This is a genomic window from Paracoccus sp. J55 (assembly GCF_000513975.1).
In the GTDB taxonomy this organism is placed as follows: Bacteria; Pseudomonadota; Alphaproteobacteria; order Rhodobacterales; family Rhodobacteraceae; genus Paracoccus.
Genome location: NZ_AZVA01000029.1, coordinates 1 through 14197, shown reverse-complemented (window position 1 = coordinate 14197; position 14197 = coordinate 1). Strand labels below are relative to the sequence as shown.

General features: G+C 61.8%; 18 protein-coding genes and 1 pseudogene. 10 read left to right on the top strand and 9 right to left on the bottom strand.

The annotated features are described in order from the left end of the window. Positions 1–90: 90 nt before the first annotated feature. From PARJ55_RS24060 to PARJ55_RS0116205, 9 genes and pseudogenes are all read right to left on the bottom strand, one after another. Positions 91–972 carry a HEPN domain-containing protein gene (locus PARJ55_RS24060; RefSeq protein WP_156929512.1) on the bottom strand — a complete coding sequence of 294 codons (882 nt, stop codon included), beginning with the start codon at positions 970–972 and terminating at the stop codon, positions 91–93. 43 nt (positions 973–1015) lie between these two features. After that, positions 1016–2284 (bottom strand): hypothetical protein, encoded by a 1269-nt coding sequence (locus PARJ55_RS24055; RefSeq protein ID WP_156929511.1) that lies wholly within the window; start codon positions 2282–2284, stop codon positions 1016–1018. Positions 2285–2898: 614 nt separating this feature from the next. Next, complete coding sequence (gene chrA / locus PARJ55_RS0116235) at positions 2899–4263, bottom strand: chromate efflux transporter (protein ID WP_028713995.1); 1365 nt, start codon at positions 4261–4263, stop codon at positions 2899–2901. Then, entirely contained in the window at positions 4260–5105 is an 846-nt protein-coding gene (locus tag PARJ55_RS0116230; protein WP_028713994.1) for a chromate resistance protein ChrB domain-containing protein, read from the bottom strand. The genes chrA and PARJ55_RS0116230 overlap by 4 nt, the downstream gene beginning before the upstream one ends. A 224-nt stretch (positions 5106–5329) precedes the next feature. Beyond that, complete coding sequence (gene arsH / locus PARJ55_RS0116225; protein ID WP_028713993.1) at positions 5330–6037, bottom strand: arsenical resistance protein ArsH; 708 nt, start codon at positions 6035–6037, stop codon at positions 5330–5332. Then, entirely contained in the window at positions 6034–7107 is a 1074-nt protein-coding gene (gene arsB, locus PARJ55_RS0116220; RefSeq protein WP_028713992.1) for an ACR3 family arsenite efflux transporter, read from the bottom strand. Before arsB ends, arsH begins: the two co-directional genes overlap by 4 nt. 12 nt (positions 7108–7119) lie before the next feature. Then, positions 7120–7545 carry an arsenate reductase (glutaredoxin) gene (gene arsC / locus PARJ55_RS24600; protein WP_028714029.1) on the bottom strand — a complete coding sequence of 142 codons (426 nt, stop codon included), beginning with the start codon at positions 7543–7545 and terminating at the stop codon, positions 7120–7122. A 30-nt stretch (positions 7546–7575) separates the two neighbouring features. Continuing rightward, positions 7576–8073 (bottom strand): annotated as a pseudogene (locus PARJ55_RS24595) (arsenate reductase ArsC); the annotation flags it as partial. Beyond that, entirely contained in the window at positions 8066–8428 is a 363-nt protein-coding gene (locus PARJ55_RS0116205; RefSeq protein WP_028713991.1) for a helix-turn-helix transcriptional regulator, read from the bottom strand. The gene PARJ55_RS0116205 and the pseudogene PARJ55_RS24595, both read right to left, overlap by 8 nt. A gap of 714 nt (positions 8429–9142) precedes the next feature. Here PARJ55_RS0116205 and PARJ55_RS0116195 point away from each other — a divergent pair. The 10 genes from PARJ55_RS0116195 to PARJ55_RS0116150 all read left to right on the top strand — a co-directional run. Beyond that, complete coding sequence (locus tag PARJ55_RS0116195; RefSeq protein WP_010400443.1) at positions 9143–9340, top strand: hypothetical protein; 198 nt, start codon at positions 9143–9145, stop codon at positions 9338–9340. Between the two features lie 121 nt (positions 9341–9461). Then, the gene (locus PARJ55_RS0116190) at positions 9462–9710 is read left to right on the top strand and encodes a hypothetical protein (protein ID WP_017998452.1); all 249 of its coding nucleotides are present in this window, start codon (positions 9462–9464) and stop codon (positions 9708–9710) included. Positions 9711–10143: 433 nt separating this feature from the next. Continuing rightward, a complete protein-coding gene (locus tag PARJ55_RS0116185) occupies positions 10144–10503 on the top strand; it encodes a hypothetical protein (RefSeq protein WP_010400439.1) in 360 nt (119 codons plus the stop codon). Between the two features lie 256 nt (positions 10504–10759). Continuing rightward, complete coding sequence (locus PARJ55_RS0116180) at positions 10760–10966, top strand: cold-shock protein (RefSeq protein WP_028713990.1); 207 nt, start codon at positions 10760–10762, stop codon at positions 10964–10966. 117 nt (positions 10967–11083) lie between these two features. After that, positions 11084–11374 carry a DUF982 domain-containing protein gene (locus PARJ55_RS0116175; RefSeq protein ID WP_010400435.1) on the top strand — a complete coding sequence of 97 codons (291 nt, stop codon included), beginning with the start codon at positions 11084–11086 and terminating at the stop codon, positions 11372–11374. Between the two features lie 552 nt (positions 11375–11926). Beyond that, the gene (locus tag PARJ55_RS0116170) at positions 11927–12133 is read left to right on the top strand and encodes a cold-shock protein (RefSeq protein WP_011749411.1); all 207 of its coding nucleotides are present in this window, start codon (positions 11927–11929) and stop codon (positions 12131–12133) included. Positions 12134–12187: 54 nt separating this feature from the next. Further along, positions 12188–12388: a hypothetical protein gene (locus PARJ55_RS0116165; protein WP_011749412.1), complete on the top strand. Its 201-nt coding sequence runs from the start codon at positions 12188–12190 to the stop codon at positions 12386–12388. Between the two features lie 387 nt (positions 12389–12775). Further along, the gene (locus PARJ55_RS0116160) at positions 12776–13252 is read left to right on the top strand and encodes an Hsp20 family protein (protein WP_028713989.1); all 477 of its coding nucleotides are present in this window, start codon (positions 12776–12778) and stop codon (positions 13250–13252) included. Between the two features lie 83 nt (positions 13253–13335). Then, complete coding sequence (locus tag PARJ55_RS0116155) at positions 13336–13839, top strand: Hsp20/alpha crystallin family protein (protein WP_028713316.1); 504 nt, start codon at positions 13336–13338, stop codon at positions 13837–13839. 102 nt (positions 13840–13941) lie between these two features. Next, positions 13942–14197 (top strand): SPW repeat protein (locus PARJ55_RS0116150; protein ID WP_028713988.1); only part of this gene is annotated, 256 nt, incomplete at its 3' end.

Below are 14197 nucleotides of genomic sequence, written 5' to 3'. Positions count from 1 at the left end.
GGCGGGGAGCCGACACGCGGCGGTGCGGCATAGCGGTGGCGACGACGACGGCAAAGCGGCCGTTCAAGCATGGCATAGCGGGGCGTCGTTTCATGTGTGCAGTACAACCTTCTCCAAGATGCCTTTGATCCAGTTTTGCATGTCGTTGGAGAATTGAATATTCTGAAGAATCCATTGAATCCGGTATGCAACTTCTGCTGCATCTTCTTTGCTGGACTTGGCGTGCAGTTCGGCTCTATCCAGATACATTGGCAAGATGGAGTTGCCAAATCCACCATGGCGCACCGAAATTGATCGTGGTGGATTTTTGGAAATGTCTTCCGAATTTCTCTTGAAGTTAAGATTCCAAGAATAGAGAGCATCCTCGAAGTTCACCCCCATGACGCTGAAGTCGACTTTAGGGATCGTGATGGGCCGTGGTTGGTAGTCTTTCCTGTTAGAAATCACATACCCAATCGTCTTCCCATTCAGATCCGGTATTGATTCATCCATCCAGTCGGTGCCGATTACCCAACTCATTCCCACCGATCTACGCCGCAGTTCCCAAACAAGCTTATCCAGAACGAAAATGTCCCATCCATCATTCTGATATGATGTTAGACCGTAGCGATTAGCGGGATCACCGAAGGTCTCAAGTTTTTCCATCATTTTGGGAAGCGGTTGATCGGTCCACAGATCCGGGTTCAGCTCCTCAGGCTTTTCAAGGGAATGTACGCCAAGATCACCGAGGATGGCGTTCAGATTTGTTAGCAGTTTTCCAAGTTTATGAGAGTATCCATGTGAAGTCGCTCCATTGGCAACGATGGCTGCCTTCAGGTACTTCTCAACGGCTTGGGCCGACTGCCAGAAAAATTCGGTATGCAGTCCGGTTGCCCTGCAGAACCTGGCATGGATATAGTTATAATCACCGGGTTTTACGAACGAGTGCTTTGTGACTGACGCATAAAATCTAATCCTATCAATTTCGAACAATCAATTTCTCCTTCCCGTGTTTGATATACTTAAAGCGGTCAAGTTACCCTGCGTCCGTTCGCATTTCGGGGGCTCTTCGCGCACCATCTCCATAGAGGGCCACAGCGATCATCTCAATTTCCATGGTTGCGGACCTGACCAGCTCGCGCAGGTAGTCCAAGAACGCATTTTGCGTACGGATTGAAAATATTCTCGCGCGGTAGGTGAGGTCATCCATAAGGGGCTTTTCTGATAGGAACGTGGCGAACTCGCTATCCACGAACATGGCGTCCACGTAAGGAGCATAGGTGGCTATCGCCCGAATGTCATTTGTAGCACCACGCGTTGGATTTTTCTTCTGCCCAGCCAATATTTTCCGGGCCATTGCGGCGAACAGGTAAGCTTGTATCCTGTGGTGCGGGATAGTACTGTTTTTTGGCCAATTCCAGAAATCTACAACTTGACGCCCAGCCTGATCGACCTTCACACCGAGATTCAGGAAGAAATCGCGGATTTCACGAAATTCCCGAACCGGCCCGGAGAGTGCACCGCTCATGAAAGATTCCATGTCACGGTTCTCCAGACCCCGCCGAGCTAGATCTGTGAAATGCGAATAAGCGCTGATACGTGAGATTCCGAAAGCCTCTAGTTCAGTCTTCAGAACGCTCTTGAATGAAGCGTTGGGATCAGCGCGCCAGCGTTCATAGAGAGGCGCCAGATTGTCTGCGGCTAGCTCTCGATGGTCTCGCACTCCTTTGGCAAAGCTGGACCAGTCCACCGTGGCGGTTACATGGAAACGTGAAAGCCACTTATTTCTTTGACCATCAAGGATTTCATCCACGGCGAGGTCCAACACCGGTTCGCTTCCGGACAAAAACGCCTCCAAATATGCCCAGACTTGCTCCCTTTCAATATCCGACGTGGACTGGAATCTCGTGTCACCACCGAGCATTTCGTGGGCGAGAGACAATTCATTCCCTCTTTGAAATACCATCGACTCGTCTCGATGGATGTCAGATTGCGGGCACAGTAGCTGCTGCAGCAGAACACACTGTTCAAGAAGGTCTGCCGCCTCTTTCCAAAAGGCATAGTGCGGGGTACTCATTTCGTAGGTGTTCGTCCTAATCTTGAAAATCTGGCTGATGGCTAGCTGATCAAGATAGATGATCTTCTTGTTAAGTTCTGGCATCTCCCCGCAGGTGACATCATAGCACGAGGCACATTTGTAACTTGCAGTCCGAGCCGTCAACTGGACCAATACTCTGTATCGCTTACCACAGGCGACGCAGGTTGCTAGCGGCGGGACACTCATTGCGCTGACGCGCTCGGACATTTCTTCATTTTCCCGTAAAAGACTTTGCTGTTATTTCGATGTTAGACAATGACCTAGTTGGCAACGCCTTGATATGTACTATTCGGCAGGCGCGAAATCGACTGACGTCGCGTGCCAAACCTGGCACTGAATGCCTATCGCTACAAACGGAAGGAAAGCCCCGCATCACGTCCATCATAACCGGTTTCCTCCTACGGTGCTAGACGAACGGCAACTTAGAGGAATGCCGCCACGCAGCATGGGGCGAACCCGACGGGCGGCAATGGGCCGACCTTGCCTGTCCGGGGGCAGATCGCCCGGCTCAGCCGAACCTGCCACTTGCTGTCCCGCAGCATGTTGCTCGAGAGTCCATTGCTGCCGTTGGAACTGATCCGGCGCATGTGATCGGCCCTGGAGTTCCGTCCACTGTTCCCAGGTGTGGTCAACCCGCTGTACTCGCTACCGAGCTACAAGTCGGCGTCACGTTGCCCGTTACCATGCCGCCCGACCCTCCCCAGGTGATGCGAACCAGGGCAGGCACCACCATCAACTGACCGCGGGCGACCTGCATCCACCCTGGCATCGCGGATGGCCGGGTTTCTTCAGGGTTCGGGCAACGGCCTCGCCATCCGCCGTCAGATCGCCCCGGCCAGGTGCAGGCCGAGGCCAACCAGCGCCGCACCACCAAGCACGCGGCCGATGCCGAGCTTCAGACGGAACACCGCGAGGATCGCCAGCGCCGAAAGGGCCATCGCCCAGCCATCCAGTGTTTCCAGCACCGGAACGCTGGTCGAGACCGGCCCCCAGTCGAAAGGCTCGACCTCGCGCCAGACCACATGGATCGCGAACCATATCGCGAGATTGAGGATTACCCCCACGACCGCCGCCGTGACCGAAGCCAGCGCCGCCGCGAGCGCCCGGTTTTCCCGCAGCCCTTCCATGAACGGTGCCCCGAGCAGAATCCAGGCGAAGCAGGGCGCGAAGGTCACCCATGTCGTCAGGATGCCCCCAAGCGTTGCCGCCAGCAGCGGCATGGCCCATCCGGCCTCGCGCATTGCCCCCATGAAGCCGATGAATTGCAGCACCTTGATCAGCGGTCCCGGCATGGTTTCGGCCATGCCGAGACCGTCGAGCATCTCGCCCGGCTGCAGCCAGCCATAGCTGCCGACCGCCTCCTGCGCGACCCAGGCCAGCACGGCATAGGCCCCGCCGAAGGACAGCACCGCGAGTTTCGAGAAATAGAGCGCGATGTCGGTAAAGACGCTGCCCGGTACCAGGGCGACCAGCAGCAGCACCGGCAACAGCCAGAGCGCGACCGCCGCCCATCCCGCGCGAAAGGCGTTTCTGCGCGCCGAGGGCGGAAGATCAAGCTCTTCGCCAAGGATCGTGTCGGCGTCGCTGACATGTGCGCCACCTGTCGAGCCATGTCCGCCGCCGCCCCGGAAGGCAGCAATCCCGGCCTTTGTCCCCATCCAGCCGATGGTTGCCGCCAGCGCCACGATCACCGGAAAGGGTGCATCGAACAGGAAGATGGCCAGGAAGGACGCGGCGGCCAGGCCGAGCATGACCTTGTTCTTCAGGGCACGTTTGCCGATGCGGAACACCGCTTGCAGAACGATCGCCAGCACGGCGGCCTTCAGCCCGAAGAACAGCGCGGTCACAACCGGCACGTCGCCATAGACCGCGTAGACCCAGCTCAGCACCATCATGGCGATGAAGCCCGGCAGGACGAACAGCATCCCCGCGATCAGCGCGCCGCGCACGCCGTGCATCAGCCAGCCGATATAGGTCGCCATCTGCTGCGCCTCGGGTCCAGGCAGCAACATGCAGAAGTTCAGGGTATGGAGGAATCGCGCATCTCCGAGCCACTTCCGCTCCTCGACCAGTATCCGGTGCATCACCGCGATCTGGCCGGCCGGCCCGCCGAAACTCAGCGCGGCGATCCTGGCCCAGACCCCGGTGGCCTGACCCAGCGTTGGAAATCCATCACCCCGTTTCATGTCGCGCCCCGGCCCGGACCCCTGGCGTTGGCGGGCCAGTTGTGGATCTCGTCCGTGGCATCGCGCGCCCAACGGTAGAAGGCGTCATAGAGCTGCAATCCGGCATCGAGTTGCTCCAGATCGTCGGAATACATCCGCGACAGGCCCAGGGACGCCGCAAGCAGGCCCGCCGCTTCGGGGGCGAGGTCCAGGCGGGCGGTATCCGCGCCGCGCACGATCAACGCCAGCCGGTCGAGCGCCGGGATGCTCAACCGGGTTTCCTTCAGCAGCGCGTCGAAGGTGCAATCCTCGCCGCGATGGCTCCAGAACACGCCTTCGACATCGAAGGGCATGGCGCCGAACCGCTCGGCCACTGCGGGCACCTCGGCCGGGGCGACGAACAGAAACACCGCCCGTGGATCGATGAAGCGCCGGATCAGCCAGGGGCAGGCGATGCGATCGATCTTGGGCCGCGCCCGTGTCACCCACAGGCTGCGGCCCTGCGGATCATGGCCGGTGATCTTCGTGGTCGTGACGAGTGGCAGGCCGGCGGCGAGCCATGCCGCCATGCCTCCCTCCAGATACTCGGCTGCGACCCCTTCATGGCGCAGCCAGGCGGCGACGCCCTGACTGCGCCCGTATCCCTCGGCGCAAAGGACCACCACCGGACCGTCCAGGCTGCGGGCCAGCTCCGAAAGCGCTGCAGGGGCGATTTCATTCTCAGCCAGCCATCGGGCAGAGGGGATGAGACGAGGTTCGGTGTCTCTCGCATCCGCCCGGCGCAGGTCGAGGACGACGGGGCATCGTGCGGTGCCGATCAGCTTGGCGAGTTTGTCGCAGGTTATGGTGTCAGGAGCAGGCATCTGCGTTCCCTCCATTGAGTGAGTCGTCGGAATGGAACGCGAACTTCGGCTGGCGCCTCGTGGGGCGTCGCAAGACCCCATGCCGGAAAATTCCGACGACGACGATGGAATGTCAAGACGGTTACCCGGTTCAGACCCGGTTCAGACCCGGTTCGGTCGCCCTTCACGGCGCGATCCGGGTGCGTCTCGCGATCGCTCCCACCCGATATCGGGCCTCTCCGGCCTCATGTCGCAGCCTTGAGGTTTACCCGTTCCTCGAGCTTTGCGGCCGCTTCCTTGCGCTCGCTGTAGCGGTCGGTCAGGAAGGCCGAGAGGTCGCGGGTCAGCAGGGTGAACTTCACCAGCTCCTCCATCACGTCGACGATGCGGTCGTAATAGCTCGACGGCCGCATGCGCCCGGCCTCGTCGAACTCCTGCCATGCCCTGGCGACCGAGGACTGGTTCGGGATCGTCAGCATCCGCATCCAGCGGCCCAGCACCCGCATCTGATTCACCGCGTTGAAGCTCTGCGAGCCGCCCGAGACCTGCATCACCGCCAGCGTGCGGCCCTGCGTCGGCCGGATCGCCCCCATCGACAGCGGAATCCAGTCGATCTGCGCCTTCATCACCCCGGTCATCGCGCCGTGGCGTTCCGGGCTGGTCCAGACCTGGCCCTCGGACCACAGGCACAGGTCGCGCAGCACCTGCACCTTGGGATGCGACGGTTCGGCATCCTCGGGCAGCGGCAGGCCGTTGGCGTGGAACACCCGCGTCTCGCAGCCGAAATGCCGCAGCAGGCGCTCGGCCTCCAGCGTGGCGAAGCGGCTGCAGGAGCGTTCGCGCAGCGAGCCGTAGAGCAGCAGGATGCGCGGCGGATGCGTCGCGCGGGGGATGTCCGGGATCGCGGGCGCGCGCAGGCAGTCGGGCGACAGGTTCGGCAGGTCGGGGATCATGCGCGGGCCTCTTGCGGGGTTGCTTCGGGAAACCAACGGCGGCCCAGCCACAGGGCGGCGTTGACCAGAAGGATCAGCACCGGCACCTCGACCAGCGGGCCGATCACGGTGGCGAAGGCCACGGGCGAGGCGAGGCCGTAGGCGGCGATGGCGACGGCAATGGCCAGCTCGAAGTTATTGCCGGCGGCGGTGAAGGCGATGGCGGTGCTGCGCGGATAATCCCTGGCGATCAGCCGGCCCATGGCAAAGCTGACCAGGAACTGGATGGCGAAATACAGCACCAGCGGCACGGCGATCCTGACGGTGTCGAGCGGTAGGCGCACGACATCGCCGCCCTTCAGGCTGAACATCGCGACGATGGTGAAGAGCAGCGCGGCCAGCGTGATCGGGCTGATCTTCGGCAGGAAGACGTCCCGATACCACTCCTCGCCCCTGCGCCGGATCAGCACATGCCGGGTCAGGAAGCCGGCGGCGAAGGGGATGCCGAGATAGATCAGAACCGCCTCGGTCACCGTCCGGAAACCCACCTCGATCACGCTGCCCTCCAGCCCGAACAAGGGCGGCAGCACGGTCAGGAACAGCCAGGCATAGGTCGAGAAGAACAGGATCTGGAAGATCGAGTTGAAGGCCACCAGCCCGGCGACATATTGCCCGTCGCCGCGCGCCAGCTGGTTCCAGACCAGCACCATGGCGATGCAGCGCGCCAGGCCGATCAGGATCAGCCCGGTCATGTATTCCGGCTGGTCGCGCAGGAAGATCACCGCTAAGGCGAACATCAGCACCGGCCCGATCAGCCAGTTCTGCACCAGCGACAGCACCAGCACCCGCCTGTCGGCAAAGACCTTGGGCAGGTCCTCGTAGCGGACCTTGGCCAGCGGCGGATACATCATCAGGATCAGCCCGATGGCGATGGGGATGTTGGTCGAGCCCACCGCCATGGCGTTCAGCGCATCCGGCAGGCCGGAGAACAGCGTGCCCAGCAGGATGCCGAGCGCCATGGCCGCGAAGATCCACAAGGTCAGGTAGCGGTCGAGAAAGGAAAGCCGGCGGGCCGGGCTGTCGGGGGTCATCACCTGCTCCTTTCAGGCCGGGCGGATGCGGTTGCCCTGGGCATCCACGACTTGCTCGCCATCTTCCTTGCTGAAGGCGGCGCGCTGCGGCGGCAGCAGGTCCAGCACCTGTTCCGAGGGCCGGCAAAGCCGCACGCCCCTGGGGCTGACCACGATGGGGCGGTTGATCAGCACCGGATGCGCCAGCATCGCCTCGATCAGCGCGGCGTCGGTCAGCGCCGGGTCGTCCAGGCCAAGCTCGGCATAGGGCGTGCCTTTCTGGCGCAGCAGCTCGCGCGGCGCGATGCCCATGCGGGCGATCAGCCGCTCCAGCATCGCGCGCGAGGGCGGCGTCTTGAGGTATTCCACCACATGCGGCTCGATCCCGGCATTGCGGATCAGCGCCAGCACGTTGCGCGAAGTGCCGCAGTCGGGGTTGTGATAGATCACGACATCCATGTCGGCCCCCGCCCCGGCCGCGCCTTCGGAGCGTCCGATCTCGTGCAGCCTGGAGACGAGGCTGGCGCGATCGAGGGTGCCGATCGGCAGGGCGGCAAAGGTTTGGATGCGCGCCTTCATGTAGCGCAGCGTCTCGATGAAGGCCATGTCGCGCTGCAGCTCGCTGCCGGTCGCGGCTGCCGGGTCTGGAAGGCCCCAATGCGCTGTCATCGGCTGGCCCGGCCAATAGGGACAGGCCTCGCCCGCCGCGTCGTCGCAAACGGTGAAGACGAAATCCATTACCGGCGCATCGGGCGCGGCGAATTCGTCCCAGCTTTTCGAGCGCAGCCCTTCGGTCGGGTAATGGTAGTTCTGCAGGATCTTCAGGGTCCGCGGATGCACCTCTCCCTTCGGCTGGCTGCCGGCCGAGAAGGCGCGGAACCGCGCGCCGCCCTCCTTGCGCAGCACGCTTTCGGCGATGAGCGAGCGGGCGGAGTTGCCGGTGCAGAGAAACAGCACGTTGAAGACACGAGGCGAGGCGTCAGCCATGCAGGGCATCCTTGCTGGGTTCACAGGAACAGGACAGCGCGGCCGCGACCGGCGCGCAGATCTCGGGGTGGCCGTCGCAGCAATCGCGCATCAGGAATGCGATCAGTCCGGCCAATGTCGCAAAGACGGCGCTGTAGATGATGAAGCGCCCCTCGCGCCGGGACCGGATCAGCCCGGCATGTTCGAGATGGGTCAGGTGAAACGACAGCCGCGAGGTGCTGGCACCCCCCAGGGCCTCGCCGATGGCCCCGGCCGCCATGCCCTCCGGCCCGGCCTTGACCAGCAGCCGGACGATGCGCAGCCGGGTTTCCTGCGACAGCGCCGCGAAGACGGCAAGGGCATGGTGCTCTTCCATCGAATCAACCCCTCAAGATATGTTGAGACAATGAAGGTGAGACCTGATGTTGTCAAGCCAGCAGGTGCGTCTCGACGACGGCTGCTCGGGGAATCCGCGGAAGGTCAACCTTGAAGCGGACGCAGTTCAGCATCTGTAAAGTCTCGTTACCCATGTCCTGGACGCGCGGAGGAAATAGCTGACGTGACATCATCGTATCTCGAGGGCGCGGACCCCGACGGTCGGTAACGACGCTGGCGGCGCTTTAGGTGCCACCAGACCGGCGCAACATTCTTTCCAGCCATATGACCAGCTTGCACGATAGTTTCGATCCGGAGGGCGCAATTCCACCCCTTCGACCCCATGTCTTGTTCATCCGAGCGGGATCTCCGGGCGGTGCCATGGAGGACCCCATTGTGGGCACCGGCCCAAAGAACGACACTCTGGACCCGAGGGACACCCGTCAGGGCCAGCAGGGCGAGCTGCCGGAAGCCCCGCAGCAGGGCGACAACGATCCGAAAGACGACCCCATGCGGAAGCCTGCTGACCACAGATGACGGCCGGCTGCCATTCGAAAGGCGAAGCGGGCGGAAACCTGCGGACCCCCGATCTTCCGGTAAATTGCCGCACCAAGGCGTGGTCCAAATCTGCGCTGGTATGCGGCATTCAAAAGCTGGAAGGTGAAGCGGCGGATCCAGGTCCGCCGTTTTCGCTCGTCCAGATAGCGAGGTTTCCATGACCAAACGTGTTGCCCTGACCGACGCGCTCACCGGAGCTACCGAAATCTTTGCTCAGCCGCCGTGGCATCTTGAGGGGATCCGCCATTTCCAGAATGGGGATCTGGTGAAGCTCGTCCATGACGACGGAACAACCCGGCTCATTCCGATCAGATCCTGCACGTCCGGGCTGTTCGAGCGGTTCCGGGACTGGTGACGCGACACGCGCCAGCCATGCTGACGGTCAAGCCGGCCGATACCGCTGCAAAACGGGTATCCGGTCTTCGTCCTTTGGGGCAACCAGCAATCGCCTGACACGAGTCGCCAGGCAGCAACCGATGGAAGGCAGGAAGGTGGCAATCGAAAGCCCGGATCAATACGAAGCCGCCATAGAGCACCTGCTGCAAATGCTCTTTCTGGCCACCGAGCGGCCCGGCCTGCTCATGACGACGGATCTGCGGGAACACCTCGCTCTCGCCGCCCAGAAGCGCGACAGGCACGGAGATTTCGGCGCAGCGCGATTGCTGATCGAATGGGCCGACCGGATCGACGCGGCAGCGGAAAGAACCGATCCCGCGCCTGAATAGGAATCGCAAAAGCCGACCGACGCAAAACTCGTCGTAACGGCCATCGACTGCGCTGACCTCATCCTGCCGTTGCAGAACCGCCTCGTCGTCACCGTGATTTCTTTCTCGGGCTTTCCGGAGGTTGGTCGATAGGCGCATGTCTCCTATGGCCTGCAGCCCCCTGACACCCCATATCAGCCGTGCCTGTTCGAATTTTTTCGTCCGGCAACAGGGAGACCCAGACCGTGGATTCCGCAGACATCGCCAGCACCCCCGAGAAACGACCCGAGCCGCAGCATGATGCAGGAGTGCGCCGGCGTCGGAAAAGGGACGGGAACGAGCGCGGCATGCCGGTTCGTGCTGCGAGCGGCATGGACGATCCGACGACCGATCAGGCGTGATCGATGGGCCGGCAGGCCCAAGAGGAGCGACCGCATAAAGGGAGGGGGCGAAAATGGTCTCATTGGTCGAGAACAGCGACAGAGATATCAAGGAACGGCTGAGCGATATCGAGCTCCGCTTGAGCGAGCTGGAACTGCAGGGCCTCCAGGGCGGGGTCTATTCCAACCCCGGCGGCAAGGAGCAGAGCCTGAGGGATGTCCTGGCCTGGCTGGAGCGGATGACCCCGGTGGTGCGCCGGCTCTACTGGGCGATCAAGGAGGCGGCTCCCCAATTCGATGGGCCGGACAGAAAGGCGCTCGACCAGGCCGTGGGCGCGCTCGATGCATGGCAATCCGCCCATTCGCGGCTACATGAGACGATAGCGGAAACGAACGCCCGGGAACTGGACGGCAAGGAACAGGGCGAAAGCTGAGGTTTGGAGTCTGCGGTAAAAACGGCCTTTTCGGAATTTTCCGCCGATGCGGGTCGCAAATTCTTTCCTTGCCGAACAACGGGTAATGGGCCGAGATCGCATGATCCCCGGAATTTCCTCGTAAACTCAGCCGGCATGACCTATATAGGATCTGCATCTCTTGTTTTCGGACCCTGTTCCTTGCGGCTCAGCTTCGATCTTCAGCTTTGCCGAGCCGCTGCGCTGTGTGAGCGGTATTTTTGAAAGGAACAGCACGATGGCCAATGGCACCGTGAAATGGTTCAACTCCAATAAAGGCTTCGGCTTCATTGCCCCGGAAGCGGGCTCGAAGGATGTCTTCATCCATATTTCCGCGCTCGAGCGCGCCGGTATCCATCATCTGAACGATGGCCAGGCGATCGCCTATGATATCGAGCGTGACCGCAATGGCCGGGAATCGGCAACGAATCTCGTTCTCTCCTGAGAGCAGCGCCGAAGGGTAATACAGGCGGGGTCGGCTTCATGCCGTCTCCGCTTTTCCTTGAGGAGGGTGGGCATGCGTTGCCCGCCATTCCGACCGTTCCGACAGAAAAGTTTCATTATGGAAATTCACTGGGGTACGCCCCTTTCATTCGTCATTTCGTCTGCCGGCGAAGTGCAGAAGTTCAGCACGATCGAGCAGGCGAGATACTGGCTCCGCAGGAGGTGGCCGGTTTCCAATACGGCCCAGCACCATGCGCTGGAGCAGCTGGATGCCGCCCTGCACTGCCTTGTATCGGTGGGATCGGCGCGACGGGCTTTCATCGCTGCTGCAAAAGCTGCCGGTTTCGTGCCCGAAACCTCGATCGCACAATCCGCACGTCCCTTGTCCGCTTGCATGGCGACGATCTGAGACCGGGGTTGGTCCTGCTATGGCGGTGCCTGTGCGGGAATGGAAATGCTCCGCAGAGTGACCAGCCGAAAGCCAGCTGGTCGATCCTGAACAGGCTGTGGGGCCTCGGCCAAGAGCTATCGCAAGAAAGATAAGCTACCGGGACTTTCGAGTGCCTCGGATATTCCGATGCCCTTGGCGTACAAGCGCAACCCTGCGCTTAGTAGGTATACGCTATAGGTGCGTCCGAAGATGGGGGCAGAAGATAATGTCCCACCATTCTCATGGTCGGGTTCCAGTCGAAAATTCTCAGATCAATCGGTTTTCGAGCGATTCCGGGAATTTTTGTCTGGCCAAGTGGAAAATAGCCAGGTTTGGCTCCATTGATTCAGGCATCGGACAAATGCGATGCAAGAATGTTTTGCTTTATCCGGCGCGAAGGCGCATACAGGGGGCGCTACGTTGATTCTCTCTGCATCCTGTCTCCTTTCGGCTTCGGTCTGCTTTTGAACTGAACTGACCGGGCCGGGTTGCTGCATTCCGCGAGCGACAAATCCACAAGGAGATATCACGATGGCCAATGGCACCGTGAAATGGTTCAACGCCGCCAAGGGCTTCGGCTTCATCGCGCCCGAGCATGGCGGCAAGGACGTGTTTCTGCACATCTCGGCCCTCGAGCGGGCCGGGCTTAACAGCGTTGCGGATGGTCAGGCCGTGACCTTCGAAATCGAGTCGGGCCGCGATGGTCGCGAATCGGCCAGCAGGCTGGCGCTCGCCTGATCCTGTCGAACAGCCTGGCCATCTGGCCGGGCTGAACCCCTTCGGGAGACCCGTATGTTGGCCAAGGCGAGAAACCTTTTCCGCGACCCTGCGCCCCTGACGGCGATGGATCGCACCACTTCCGAGGCGAAGCTCATCGTCGATGAACAGGCCCGCAAGAGGAGCGAGCTGACGGCATCCCTCAAGGCTGCACGGTTGGCGAAAGAGGCGGCAGACGCCGCCACCGGCGTGCCTGCGAAAAAACGCAAGAAATAGCGGATGCGCGGGGGCACCTGCTTTCTTCGCTGTAACGCCGACTCTCACTACCGCCGAAACGCTGCGCGAAGATGTCTCGATCCATTTCCCATGATTCCGATTGGACGGGATGCAGGGGATATTCATCTTTTTTTAGGCCAGCGCTAGCCGGCTTGACGGCGGACAGTCTCCCGCGCTTTTCCTGTGCCTTTTATCAGCCAGACAGGGGCTTTCCGGGCGCACGAAAGAGGCCGCATTCGCGGTGCTTTCACCCCCTTGAACCGCCATTTCCGCGCCCTAAATCGTGGATCGCCGGAAGCCTCTGACGGGTCCGGCATGCCGGGGCGGATGCGATGGCACCGCACGGTGAAAGACTTGTATCCATGTTGCTCAACGGAGGATGTGGCTATGAGAACCACTTTCGACTTTTCCCCTCTCTACCGGTCGAGCATCGGTTTCGACCGGATGCTGAACGCGCTGGAAGCGGCAAGCCGGGTCGGGACGGTCGACAACTGGCCGCCCTATGACATCGCCAGGACCGGCGAGGACGATTATCGCATCACCATGGCGGTGGCGGGCTTCTCGCCCGACGAGCTGGCCATCACGCAGGAACGGACCGTTCTGACGGTGACCGGCCGCAAGGCTGGCGAGGACAAGGGCGAGTATCTGCATCGCGGCATTGCCGAGCGGAGCTTCCGCCGGCGCTTCCAACTCGCCGATCATGTGAAGGTGACCGGCGCCGAGCTGCTGAACGGGCTGCTGACGATCGAGCTGCGGCACGAGATCCCCGAAGAGATGAAGCCGCGCCGGATCGAGATCGCCCCGGCCAAGGCCCTGCCCAAATCCCAGCCGCAGCAGGTCGAGACCGGCAAGCAGGCCGCCTGAGGCCCTGTCACCGCACGATCCCTGCCGGCCGCCGGGCAGCGCCCGGCGTCTCCGGCAACCTGTTGCCATGAAGGAGGAAAATCATGAATGTCCGAGATCTGATCCCCTGGAACCGCAATGGCGGCAACCAGCTTCCCACCGCCTTCCGCGACGGCGACCGCGATCCCTTCCTGTCGCTGCATCGCGAGGTGAACCGGCTGTTCGACGACGTCTTCCGCGGCTTCAGCCTGCCCGCGGTCGGCACGGTCCCTGCCTTTGGCGGCGGCTGGCCGAGCGTCGAGATCTCCGACAACGAGAAGGAGATCAGGGTGACGGCCGAGGTGCCGGGCCTTGAGGAGAAGGACATCGAAGTCCTGCTGGATGACGGCGTGCTGACGCTGAAGGGCGAGAAACGCTCGGAGGTCGAGGATAAGGACCGGCAATTCTCGGAACGCTTTTACGGCCGTTTCGAGCGCCGTATCCCGCTGGGCGCCGAGATCCGCGAGGACGAGGTCGATGCGCATTTCAGGAACGGCGTGCTGACCGTGACCCTGCCCAAGACGGAAAAGGCGCAGTCGCAGGTCAAGCGCATCGCCATCAAGGGCTGAGCCATCGCGGCGGCGACAACCGCCGCCGCCGCATCCAGCCTTCCCCCGCAGGGGAAGGTCCATTGACGGGATCACCAAGCAACCGACAAGGAGGAGTGAACGATGCTGAAATCCCTGTCTCTTGATCGCCGGACGGCATTCGACATCGCCAATGTCGTTGCCGGTCTCGGTCTTCTGCTGTCGCCCTGGTATCTCGGCTTCGCGGCCGAGACCGCCGCGGCGTGGAACGCCTGGCTCGTCGGGGCCGCGATGACGCTGATCGCGCTGGCCGCGCTCTTCGCGTTCCACAGGCTTGAGGAATGGGCCAATGTCGCCCTTGGCCTCTGGGCGGTGATCGCGCCCTGGGTCCTGGGCTTCG